Source organism: Pseudoclavibacter sp. VKM Ac-2867, from assembly GCF_015351275.1.
Classification (GTDB): Bacteria; Actinomycetota; Actinomycetes; order Actinomycetales; family Microbacteriaceae; genus Pseudoclavibacter.
On record NZ_JADKSL010000023.1, the window covers coordinates 40,530 to 51,888 of the forward strand.

Consider the following 11,359-nt stretch of genomic DNA (forward strand, 5'->3'; position numbering starts at 1 on the left):
GCTTGCGCACCAGCGACCGTGGACTGCTGCCAGAGGCGAAGTGCCCCAACGGGGCCCGCACCGGTGTTTGACACATTCAGCGGGGCGAAATTTCCGTTGATCGCGACGGGATTTTGCGGCGCTCCGCTGATCGTCGAACGCGACACAGTGATCGTCGCTGAGCTGGCGCTCGACGTCGCTGCTGAGCCAGTCCTGATGTCACCGGACCTCGTCGTGCTTGTCCACGGCATCGTGGTGCATCGTCCCGGTGAGGCGGCCGCGAAGGGAGCGTTAACGGCCATCAAAATCACCGGACTCGACCAGGCTGAAGCCTTCAGTACCTGGCGTCGTGTCGATTGTGGGTGGTTGTCGGGCATCCTGGTCTCACATTCACGGCGCTCGTCGCGGGCCGACGGTTACCTTCCTCGTTACGCTAGCTAGCGGAGAACTTGTCCAGTTCAGTGAGGCCAGATTGTCGACTTTCACGCGCCGTTGTGTCGCAGAGTTGGTCGATGGGTGCCTCGCCGCGCGCCGGGCCAACAAGAAACGGGCGTCAGGCGGGCAGCGTGACGAGTCGAAGCCAGAGACGCCGAGTGCAGGTTTGTCAGAGCTCCGCGCTGTGCTCACGATTGCGATGGGCAAACGGAGCTCAGCGAGCGATGGCGGCCGTAGGAATTCCGATCGTCACCAACTCAGCTTTTCTGCTCGCCGCAGACTCGAAAACGGTGGCGACACGGCCTTCTATGGGGCACGCTCCACGTCGTCCGGGTGGGGCAGTGTCTCCTCGATCGCGCTGAGTGAGGGAGGACGATTCCCATACGAGGGCGAACGCCTGGGTGAGGGAATCCCACGTTCGCTGGAGTCCAGTTCAAGGCACCTCCTGGCTGCATGGAGGTTGGTCGGTGACATTTTGGGCGAAAAGTCGACAAAATGCGCTCCAGAAGACTCAATGCCGGCGGTGCGCTCTAGGGTTGGACCTGTTCGTGCAGGATTGGGTCGAGTCATGGGGATAGCTCGCCCAAGTTCAGTAGGCAGCTACTGCGCATGAGTGGCGAAGGCCGCGCAAACGTTAATCCATGAGTTTGCGCGGCCTTCGTGTACCCAATCCGCGTGTCCGGTGGCGCCTGCACAAGCTCGAACGGTCAGCCACCGGTCGTTCCGTTGCCGCGGTTCGACTCGCGGCACGATCGACCGGCGCGTGCCGGTTGCGGGCGGGTACGGACTCGTCCGTCAGCCAGTCAATGTGCCGGATCCAGCATGGAAATCTTGCCTGCGTCCTCGCCCCGCGAATCCAGTGACACTCCCATTCGGTGCCCTGAATGAAATATCCCGGAGAACGCGGCCGCAGGGAGTCACTTTCGAGGCGTTCCACGCGGTGATCGCGCGTCCTGAATAATGGCGACAGGCCGTGGCTCGACGCATCGTATTTCGGGCCATTTTGGGTCATCCTTTCGGTCCGATACGCTGGCCATAAGGGTCATGGAGAGATAGCTGCACGTCAGTACGATTGAAGCATGAACGATTCTTCACATTCCTTACGTGCTTCGTCCTCGAGTCCGCTCCGTGCGATGTGGCTGTACGCTGTTGTGATCCCGACCGGAGCGCTGCTCTGGCTCTTCGTGTGGGGTTTGCACATTCAAGCGATGCCTGACAGCGCAAGTGAGGACACGATCGGCCTCACCGGCGTGTTGATGATCCTCGATGTCGTTCTTGGTGTCATGGCCGTCGCATCGCTGCCTTTTCGACACCGTGCCCCGCTCGCCGTCGCGCTCGTCGTATCGTCAACGCTAGTAGTGTCGGCCTCGGCGATTGGAGCCGCAGTCGTCGCAGTCGTGTACCTCGCGATCGTCGGAACCAGGGCGGCGATCGCTCTCTCCGGTGCGGTGTGGCTACTCGCAATCCTCGCGAATGGCTCCCTCGTTCTCCCGGCAATCGGAGCGAAGACGAGTCCGACGGAAATGCTCACCATGATGCTCCTGGGAGCCTTTCTCTTCGCGGTTCTCTGGGCGATTGGTCGATACCGGCGGGCACGGGCCGAGACCATAACGATCCTGCGCGAACGGGCGGAGAGCGTCGAACGCGAACGCGAACGCGATGTCCAGGCCGCTCGAGAAGCAGAACGGCTGCGTATCGCCCGTGAGATGCATGACGTGCTCGCGCACCGCATCTCGATCGTCTCCATGCACGCTGGAGCCCTCACGTACCGCGACGATCTCCCCAACGCAAGGATCACGGAGGCCGCAGAGATTATTCAAGAAAGCACCGCACTCGCGCTTTCCGAACTTCGAGAGCTTCTTGGTGTGCTTCGCGATACGAACGAGGACGACCCGCATGGCCCTCAACCGACCTTGCAACACCTGCCGATCCTTCTCACTGAAGCTCGGGCAGCGGGTGTTACTGTCACGGTCGACTACTCAGGTCTCGAGTTCGCGTACGGGCAGCCCCGCACTGCTGGGTTGAGCGACTCGACTTCTCGTACTGGATACCGAATCGTGCAAGAAGCGCTGACCAATGCTCGCAAGCACGCCGCTGGTGAGCCCGTCCACTTGCAGCTGGAACACACTGGCGACGCTCTCATCATCACGTGCCGCAATAGACGTCACCGTGAGAGCCTGCCGAGTAGCGGCACGTCAGGGCTTGGCCTCGTCGGCCTCACCGAACGCGCACACCTCGCGGGCGGCACCCTGGCCATCCGACAGGAATCTGGCGAGTTTGTTGTAGAGGTGACGCTGCCGTGGAGCTGATCGCGCGAGTCGTCATCGTGGACGACGACCCGTTCGTTCGGTCAGGGTTGAGGACCATCATCGAATCCGACCAGATCATGGTCGTCGGGGAAGCTTCAGATGGCGACGACGCGCTCATGCTAGTGGACAGTGAGCACCCCGACCTCGTCCTCCTCGACATTCGCATGCCCCGTGTCGACGGAATTTCCGTCACCCGCACCCTCCGCGAACGTGGCGACACCACGCGCGTCCTCATCATGACGACCTTCGACTCTGATGAGTTCGTCATGGAAGCGCTCCGTGCAGGAGCCAACGGATTTCTGCTCAAAGACACTCGGCCTGCTGACATCATCACGGCGATCCACAAGACCATCGCGGGAGACCCCGTCCTCTCGCCCGCGGCCACCGCACGACTCATTAGCAGAGTCACCGCGGAGCCACACGCAAGAGTCTCGCGCGCTTACCGCCTCGTCGCCACGCTCACCGATCGGGAACGCGATGTCGCTCTCGGCATCGCGGAGGGGCGGACAAACCAACAGATCGCTCAAGCCCTCCACGTCAGCGTGAACACCGTCAAAACACACATCAGCGCACTCTTCGCCAAGCTCGGGGCGAAAAATCGCGTCGACATTGCCCGCACCATCTTCGAAGCCCGAACCGATGGTCCCTAGCGGCGCAACTCGGCCAATGCGTTCGCCTCCGACGAGCCCGCGACTACGCAGCCATCGTTGTTGGAGAGCACCACGTCCGGGCGCCTGTGCAGTCTCATGTCGAAGGTGTGCTCGCACGAGGCGTAGCAAGAGTCCACGTCGACCAGCGCGATCCGTTGCTCAGCGACCCGGGCTCGGACGTGAGACGTTGTGGAGACACTCGGTCACCACGCCCCAGATCGTCAGGCCCCCAAGCTCCGGCACCGTGATGTCCGGAAACACCAGATTCTCGGCCTGCAGACAAGACCGTCGTCAACTACACCGCCAACTGGACCACCGGATCCAGAAACGACGCCACCCGCTTCGATGACAACTACTGGACCGTCTGCGTCCCCGTCGATTTCAGCACCGGAGCGATGGTCCTCAGCGAGAAGGCCACCTCCGTCGAGAACCCAACATCGATTTCACGCGGCAGAGCCGAGGACGAGGCGAATCGCTCGAGCGTGTCGCGTTCATAATCAGTGGATGTCACCGCATGTTCGACGGGAGCTTTCGCGGTGAGCTGCGGCACGTGGGTTGGTCCTAATCTGTGTGCACGGGACTCCGAACCGGTGCCAGTGCACGTGTCGATGCCTGACCTGCGCAGGCGTCGATTCGGGAGCGTGAACTTGCATGAGGGGCCCGCTCATTCAGCTGCGCTTCGCTCAAGGCAAAGCTCAGTTGCGTTCAGCAGACTTACACGACCGTCGGCTGCGGGTGTTCTGTCTCGGTTCCCCACCGACCCACTTGAAACTCGACCCGGACTGACCAGGATCTGGACCAATGAGTCTCCTGGGGCGGTCCTACACTCCGCCTGCGGACCAGCAGAGCGCTCGCGCCGTCGTCCTGGTGGGCCTTTGAAACGGGATCAGAAGTCTCGTCATCGCGTTTGTCTGATCGCGCGCGAAAACACCGCCGGGGAATTGCGCTCGGTCCAACGCAGCGCAGCCGGAACGTCGGGTAGGGAACGAGCCGACGCACTCATGCAGCTCGTCCTGGCGCGGAGATATCCGCGCAATATTGTCCGGCCTTGTTTTCCAGATTTCTCAAAACCACGTGTCCCCGCGGCAGCGACTAGGTGAGGACATGGCAAGAAGGTTGTCATGAGGTGACTGATACGGCGGCAGCGCTAGCGCGCGGTATGGCCACGCATCAAGCTCAAGTTTGTTGACCAGCCGGACTGGCCAACGATGAGGCGGATGAGGCGTCAGGAGGGAAACGTGGGTGCGGTCGACCAGGTGAAAAGCACAGATCAACCTGCCTCGAGCGGAGCGCGAACAGCATCGGTGCGGCCCGGCCGGAAACCCTGCCTGGTCACAAATGAAATGAGCTCAACCCGAGTCGGACCGCGTCGCATTGGGACCAACTCGCCGCGCCGAAGTCCCGAAGCGCGTCATCAAACCCGCGCGAGAGAACTTCCGCCTGTCGGGTTGAGACGCTCGCAACGAGGCTCCTCCTTGGCTCGAAAAACCACCCGCTCTACCAGCGTCATCTATCCCGAAGGAATCATGAGCAACTCCAATACGTCACCCGACGCAGCCACGCAAGGACCGAAGCGCCGCACCATCGTCGCAGGAGCCGCGTGGTCCATTCCCACGATGGTGTACGCGGTAACGGCACCCGCCGCTGCCGCTTCAGCGGACTGCCTGCCGCAGGACGCAGCAATCATCGAATCCAACTGGGCATTCACTGAGGACTTCAGGGGCTGGACCACGGATAAACTCCCCGCGAATGGCCCGAACGTGTGGTTCGCAGCTTCCTTTGAAGGCCTCACTACGGTTGCGCTGGTCGCCGAAGATCCGGCTCCGGGCAGACTGACCACGACGACGCTCACAAGTAGCGTCGCGTGTCTCGCTGCCGGGACGTATTCCTTCACATTCGATGCGCGCCTGTACAACATCAACACACGCCAGGTCACACTCACAGCAAGCGTCACGGACATAGATTCCCCCGCAGAGCCGCTTGCTACCACCGCATTCACCACCCTCACGGACGGTCCCACCACCAGCCAGGACGGGAATGTCCTCACGGTCACCGTGTCCGAACGCACATCAGTGCAGTTTTCGTACTCTTGGCATTTTCCAACCGCACGTACCGGTTCTGGCGACGACCTCGCTGTGAATGCCCCGCGCGTGGCCAAGATCGCCTAGGTGTATTGCCTCGGAGCGTTGTGACCGGCTGACGTAAACGAAAACCTCCGTGCAGGATGTGGGTTACCACACTCACCATCCCAAGCACGGAGGTTTTCGTGACCCACGCTAACGCACCCCTCACCCCGGAAGGGCGACGCCGGATCGCGTCGCTCGTCGTTGATGGCGGGGGGAGCTACCGCAGAGCTGCGGAACGATTCCAGTGCTCACCAGCGACCGCGAAGAAATGGGCGGACCGGTTCCGCAACGGGGAAGCGCTCACGGATCGATCCTCCCGACCACACACCTCCCCGCGTCGATGCCCGAGACGTGTTGAGCGTCGCATCGTCAACCTCCGCGTCACGCGCCGGTGGGGTCCCCACCGCATCGCCTACCACCTCGGCATCGAGCCATCTTTGGCCTGGCGGGTCCTTCGACGTTTCCGCATGCCTCGCCTCGCGCACCTCGACCAAGCCACCGGGCTCCCTATCCGAAAGCCGCGGCCGGTCAGATACGAGCGAGCACACCCCGGCGATCTCGTCCACGTCGATATCAAGAAACTCGGCCGCATCCCCGACGGCGGTGGGCACCGCAAGCTCGGCCGCACGATCGGAACCACAACAACAAGAAGCGCGGCCGCGGCTACGCATTCCTGCACCACGCGGTCGATGACCACTCCAGGATCGCGTACTCCGAGATCCTCGAGAACGAACGCAAAGACACCGCCGCCGGGTTCTGGCACCGCGCGAACACCTACTTCGCGAGCATCGGCATCACCGTCAAGGAAGTCCTCACCGACAATGGCTCCTGCTACCGATCACACACCTTCCGAGACGCACTCGCTGCCACGAACATCACGCACCGCCGAACGCGCGCCTACCGCCCCCAAACCAACGGCAAGGTCGAACGCTTCAACCGAACCCTCGCCCAGGAATGGGCCTACGCGACCACCTACGACAGCGACGAAGCCAGGGCCGCGACCTACGACACCTGGCTTCATCACTACAAGCACCACCGACCACACACCGGTATCAGAGGCGCAACCCCATCAGAACGCGTCCACAACCCCACGGGGCAATACACGCCAGGCACTCACAGTGGATGTGGCCCTCGGTGAGTAGAGGCGCGTCCACGGGGAGATCGTGACCAAGATCGAAGCCTGGGTCGATCAGGTGCGCACGGAGAACGGCGGACGTGAGCCGAGCGCCGACGACATCGAGCGGTTCAGTCACGATTTCCTGCCGCCGGTATCCAAGCTCCGCGGTGCAGCGGGGCTCTGAAGTCCCGGTCGCGATCCACTGGATCCTCATGCACGACTTCGACCCTGACGAGAACGGAAGCTACACGCGCCCGCTCATCGTGTGTGTGCACCACAAGGACGTCGTGTCCGCCCTCGCCGCAGCCATCTTCGGGGACGAAGGCCGAACGGCTGTACTCAACGCGTCGTCGACCAACGATCAGCGGGACGAGATCGTGGGATCAGTCCAGGCCGGCCGGATCGCGGTCCTCGTGGCCAGCATCACCGCCGCTGGCGTCGGAATCACGCTCACCAGACGCCAGGACGCGCTCGACGCGGAGTCCGACGGGACCGTGGGGAAGATCGACCAGAGCGAGGACCGGCTCCACCGAATCGGCCAAACCAACAACGTCCTCATCACCACCCTCATCGCGCCAGGGACCCTCGACGAGCACATCCAACGGTTCCCCGTGGCAAAGGGCCTCACCCTCGGCACGGTTCTCGGCGGAGACAATGAAGTTGCGGTGCTGACCAATGTCGACGATGAACTCAAATCCGCCACAGACATCGTCCGCGACATGGTTGAAGAGGTCATCACCAAGCAACGGAAGAAGCGTGGCTGATCTCCTAGTCGTCGCCGAGGCGAGCCAGCAGCTCCGCGTTGTCCTCCCGCACTGGGCCGAAGGAGCTGGTCGAATGCGCGCTCGTCGATGTAGCGCACGCCGCCGGCCTCGTACCAGGGCGCGTTGTCGAGCGTGGGCTCAGCCGTGCCCCAACCGTACTCGCGACCGCCGCACACAGTCCCGGTGACCCCCGGACCAGAGGAGCACCACGCATGTCGACTGCAGACGATCGCCGCGAGCAGGCGCGAGGCACCGGCGTCGGCCAGGCCGGCCACCAGCAGCATTTCGCGCCCGCCGCTTTCGACGCCGGCATTGAGACCACGCACCCGGCCCAGGTGCCCACTCCGACGGTGTGGGTTGGCTTCACGCACCACACCGCTCGGGGCAGCGTCTCCGGCTACTCCGAGGACGAGCGAGTGGATCCGGACGTGGTCCGACAGGTCCTCGATTCTTAGCCGATCGCGTCGGTCGAGGAGCTCAACTCTGACGACCCGCAGGAAGCCTCGGAACTCCTCGCGGGAGCGATTGCCGCCGGCGAGAAAGTGGCCTGGAAGCTGAGCGAGCGCACGTGCGCATCCGCAACGCCTGACAGCCACGAGCTGAACCAGTACCTCGCGGTCCGCCGTACCGATGAGGAACGTCGGGGTGCGGGGACAGGAACAGCTCGATCTACACCGATCGCGTCGACGACTATAACCGGCTCGAGGCCTGCCTGCGCGAGATGCCGTGGGAGAGCCCGCTGTGGACCGAGTACATCGACGAAACCGGCGACGACGCAGCCCTGCATAGCGAGCACGACGCCTCCCACCTCCTGGACATCAACGACCTCTCACTGAGCACGCAGACCCGGCCTCTACGAACTGGACAACGCATGACCATTAGCAACGACGCCGTGAAGAAGCCCGCGGCAATGGCACCACCGGCGGGCAGTTCGGACACCAGCAGCACTCAGCACCGGCCCCGCTCCTATGGCGAGAATCAGGGGATGGGCTCCTCGCGGAGGCTCACGAAAATTGAGAGAGCAACGGCAGCCACAACGTGCGATCCCTCGACGATCCGCGTGTGCCGGTGAAGACCTCGAGGAGGCTCAAACGGGCCGACGCCGACACCGACGCCACTCACGCCGTCGCCGGCAAGGAGGACCCCAAACTGGGGCGAATGCGGGTCACACCTGATCAGATGTACAAGCGCGAGCTGCCCATCATCGACGGGTGCACTGACTGGTTCGACGCCGACATCGACGACTGCAGCTACCAGGAAGACGGCCACGCAAACCCGACGCTCACCTCAGTGCCAAGATCCCCACCGACGACGTCCCCGAGGCCCTCCGGGCCGCGTGGAACCCCAGAGCATGCGTGTGCAACACGACAGACCCCGTCAGGCTCCCGAGCGAGCTCATCGGCCCGCAGATCATCCGGCACATCGCGACCGCCGAGAACCGGAACATCCGCACCGGCGTCCACGAATATATGTACAACCACGGCCACGCCGACCGACCCATCGCGAACCGCGGGAAGGCCGCGTATTTTCAAGGCGGCGAGCACCTCTCGAAGTTCGGTCGTGATGCCACAGTCTGGCGCAGCCACATCCCACCCAAGCTCAACAACCCGAACGGGAGGAAGCTCGGCCAAGCTGAAAGCCGACGTCGGCATCCCCACGACCGTCACGAACCAGCCAAGAGAGTTGTCCGCACCGAAGCCACATCCCAAGGAGTATGACCATGACCCAGAACAGCCAAGCCGCCCAGGCCCAGCGAGACGCCGCCCGTGGCACCCTCAAAGACGACGCCGAGCCGAGGCCTGCGGGCACCCTCGTCCCCGTCGACTCATTGTTTGCGGGCGACCGAATCGACATGCTCCAGGTAATCGAAGGCCACATCGAGCGCTCGAGTGAAGAGGCGGATGCCGACGACTACGAGCTCCTGCTCACCGAGTTCGGTGTGCCGCAAATGATCACCGAGGTTAGCGTGGACAACAGCGGCCGCGAGCTCAGCTTTGACAGCGGCACTTCTTGGTATTTCTCGGCGGACCTTCGCCAGCGTGGCCTCCATGTGGCCCCGGACTATGTGCCCGCCAGGCTCGAGGACCCCAGTGACCCGGCTGAGCTTATGCCGGTAGTCCGCAAGCGCGTAGAGATTCAGCGCCATCTCGCGTTCGAGGCTGAGTCGGAGCTGCAGCGAACCATCATCGAGGGGCTCCGCAGTTACGCCGGGGCCGTCGATTCTGGGCTGACTGCGTTCCACTTCCGCGAGTATGGCTTCGGAAATGGGAAGCTCGTCGCGATTGAGTCCGTGACGGTGCGCGACGAAGTCGTGTCCCTCAACGAGTTTGCAAAGATGGAGCCCCTCGATGACCTTGAGGCAGTGCTCTCGACCCGCCACCTTCACGACAGGGGCCTCCGCCGAGCGGAGCGGACCGAGCCAGGCGACTACACCATCGACATCACTCCTAGAGAGGCCCGGGTATGACGAGGCGATGTGGCACACAGCGCGAGGAGGCTCGAGGCAACGGCGTCTCTCACGCCGGGCAGTCCGGCCACCACACACAGCCCGCCGACTTCGATCCAGGAACGACGAGGTCTGGGCTCCACGCGTACCCGCTCTCCACGGAACCGCTCGACGGGGAGGTCACCGTCTCCGACTACGACGGCGAACTTCAAGAGTGCGTGCGCGGCAGCGGCGACGATTAGGTGTACTCGGCCGTGACGTTGGTGACACTTCGGGTCCTGTGACGTGACGAGGCCTCCTGGCTTGATGGAGCTGTCTCGTTCTGCCATCGCCAGGAGGCCTCTATGTCCCACGCTAATGCCCGTCTCACGGTTCACAGTCGGCGGTTGCTGGTCGAGCGGATCGTGTTCGACCGTCGTCCGGCGTCTCATGTCGCGCGTGAGCTCGGGGTTTCGCGGCAATGCGCGCATCGCTGGGTCGCGCGCTTCCGCGCGGAGGGCCTGTCGGGTCTGGTCGATCGATCGAGCCGCCCACACCGGTCGCCCTCGAAGACCCCGGTCGAGGTCGAGACGCGCGTGTTGGAGGCGCGAGAGCGGTTGCGGTTCGGTCCTGCCCGGCTCGCGGTCGAGACTGGTGTTCCGGCCCGGACGATCTCTCGGATCCTGAACCGTCACGGGGTGGCGCCGTTGGCGTGGTTGGACCCGGTGACCGGGGCCTCGATTCGCGCGCATCGATCCACCGCGAAACGCTACGAGCACCCGAAGCCCGGGGACTTGATCCACATCGACGTGAAGAAGCTCGGGCGTATCCCGGACGGCGGGGGCTGGCGCGCGCACGGCGGTTTGCTCTCGAACCACCGCTCACGCCTCGACCGGACTCGGATCGGGTTCGACTACATCCACGCCGCGGTCGATGATCATTCCCGGCTGGCTTACGCAGAGGTCCACCCGGACGAGCAGGGCACCACCGCGGCCGGGTTCCTTACCCGGGCGGCGGCCTATTTCGCGGAGCGGGGCATCACGAGCATCCACCGCGTGATCTCGGACAACGCGTTCGCTTACCGTCGATCGCTCGCGTTCCGCGAAGCGGTCGAGCAGCTCGGAGCGACACAGAAGTTCATCAAGCCCCACTGCCCCTGGCAGAACGGGAAAGTCGAGCGCTTCAACCGGACCCTCGCGAACGAATGGGCGTATCGCCAGCCCTTCGCGAGCAACACGGCCCGACACGACGCTCTTGCGCCCTGGATCGAGCACTACAACACTGAACGGATCCACTCAGGCCGCGCCCGCAGCCCGAGTGTCACCAGCCTCACGACTCAGAATCGCCCCGGGTTTATTGGAGGTTCCTGACTCCCTGGAAAGGGGACGGAACCATGACGGCAAGCAAACGGAGATACCCGCCGGAGCTGAAGGAACGAGCGGTGCGGCTCGTGCTGGAGTCTCGCGAGCAGCCAGGCGGAAGCCGTGGCGCCTGCACGAGGGTCGGACAGCAGCTCGGGATCCCTGCTGACACGTTGCGCGGGTGGTTGCAGCG

Annotated in this window: 13 protein-coding genes and 2 pseudogenes; 12 read left to right on the forward strand and 3 right to left on the reverse strand. The window is 63.6% G+C overall.

Annotated features, from left to right (window positions below; translation table 11 throughout):
• Nucleotides 1-63 precede the first annotated feature (63 nt).
• From ITJ67_RS17375 to ITJ67_RS17385, 3 genes are all read left to right on the forward strand, one after another.
• Entirely contained in the window at nucleotides 64-420 is a 357-nt protein-coding gene (locus tag ITJ67_RS17375) for a hypothetical protein (protein WP_194678481.1), read from the forward strand.
• A gap of 1,073 nt (nucleotides 421-1,493) precedes the next feature.
• Nucleotides 1,494-2,723, forward strand: coding sequence for a sensor histidine kinase (locus tag ITJ67_RS17380; protein WP_194678482.1), 1,230 nt, complete (start codon nucleotides 1,494-1,496; stop codon nucleotides 2,721-2,723).
• Nucleotides 2,714-3,373: a response regulator gene (locus tag ITJ67_RS17385; protein WP_194678483.1), complete on the forward strand. Its 660-nt coding sequence runs from the start codon at nucleotides 2,714-2,716 to the stop codon at nucleotides 3,371-3,373. Before ITJ67_RS17380 ends, ITJ67_RS17385 begins: the two co-directional genes overlap by 10 nt.
• Before the next feature lie 14 nt (nucleotides 3,374-3,387).
• Here the strand turns inward: ITJ67_RS17385 and ITJ67_RS20365 are convergent.
• Nucleotides 3,388-3,525 (reverse strand): annotated as a pseudogene (locus ITJ67_RS20365) (DNA polymerase V subunit UmuC); the annotation flags it as partial.
• Nucleotides 3,526-3,725: 200 nt separating this feature from the next.
• A complete protein-coding gene (locus ITJ67_RS17390) occupies nucleotides 3,726-3,923 on the reverse strand; it encodes a hypothetical protein (RefSeq protein WP_194678484.1) in 198 nt (65 codons plus the stop codon).
• Between the two features lie 925 nt (nucleotides 3,924-4,848).
• Here ITJ67_RS17390 and ITJ67_RS17395 point away from each other — a divergent pair.
• The 5 genes and pseudogenes from ITJ67_RS17395 to ITJ67_RS17415 all read left to right on the forward strand — a co-directional run bounded on the left by ITJ67_RS17395 (nucleotide 4,849) and on the right by ITJ67_RS17415 (nucleotide 7,835).
• A complete protein-coding gene (locus ITJ67_RS17395) occupies nucleotides 4,849-5,541 on the forward strand; it encodes a hypothetical protein (RefSeq protein ID WP_228503237.1) in 693 nt (230 codons plus the stop codon).
• Nucleotides 5,542-5,639: 98 nt separating this feature from the next.
• A pseudogene (locus ITJ67_RS17400) lies at nucleotides 5,640-6,637 on the forward strand (IS481 family transposase).
• 25 nt (nucleotides 6,638-6,662) lie between these two features.
• Nucleotides 6,663-6,800, forward strand: coding sequence for a hypothetical protein (locus ITJ67_RS17405; protein WP_194678486.1), 138 nt, complete (start codon nucleotides 6,663-6,665; stop codon nucleotides 6,798-6,800).
• 28 nt (nucleotides 6,801-6,828) lie between these two features.
• Entirely contained in the window at nucleotides 6,829-7,380 is a 552-nt protein-coding gene (locus tag ITJ67_RS17410) for a helicase-related protein (RefSeq protein WP_194678487.1), read from the forward strand.
• Nucleotides 7,381-7,592: 212 nt separating this feature from the next.
• Nucleotides 7,593-7,835, forward strand: coding sequence for a hypothetical protein (locus ITJ67_RS17415; protein WP_194678488.1), 243 nt, complete (start codon nucleotides 7,593-7,595; stop codon nucleotides 7,833-7,835).
• Nucleotides 7,836-8,358: 523 nt separating this feature from the next.
• Here the strand turns inward: ITJ67_RS17415 and ITJ67_RS17420 are convergent.
• Entirely contained in the window at nucleotides 8,359-8,649 is a 291-nt protein-coding gene (locus ITJ67_RS17420; protein ID WP_194678489.1) for a hypothetical protein, read from the reverse strand.
• Between the two features lie 86 nt (nucleotides 8,650-8,735).
• Here ITJ67_RS17420 and ITJ67_RS17425 point away from each other — a divergent pair, with 86 nt between their 5' ends.
• From ITJ67_RS17425 to ITJ67_RS17440, 4 genes are all read left to right on the forward strand, one after another.
• Complete coding sequence (locus tag ITJ67_RS17425; protein ID WP_194678490.1) at nucleotides 8,736-9,098, forward strand: hypothetical protein; 363 nt, start codon at nucleotides 8,736-8,738, stop codon at nucleotides 9,096-9,098.
• A gap of 2 nt (nucleotides 9,099-9,100) precedes the next feature.
• Nucleotides 9,101-9,847 (forward strand): hypothetical protein, encoded by a 747-nt coding sequence (locus ITJ67_RS17430; RefSeq protein WP_194678491.1) that lies wholly within the window; start codon nucleotides 9,101-9,103, stop codon nucleotides 9,845-9,847.
• On the forward strand, nucleotides 9,844-10,068 hold the full coding sequence (locus ITJ67_RS17435; protein ID WP_194678492.1) for a hypothetical protein: 225 nt from the start codon (nucleotides 9,844-9,846) through the stop codon (nucleotides 10,066-10,068). The genes ITJ67_RS17430 and ITJ67_RS17435 overlap by 4 nt, the downstream gene beginning before the upstream one ends.
• A gap of 102 nt (nucleotides 10,069-10,170) precedes the next feature.
• Nucleotides 10,171-11,175, forward strand: coding sequence for an IS481 family transposase (locus ITJ67_RS17440; RefSeq protein ID WP_416362334.1), 1,005 nt, complete (start codon nucleotides 10,171-10,173; stop codon nucleotides 11,173-11,175).
• The last annotated feature ends 184 nt before the right edge of the window (nucleotides 11,176-11,359 follow it).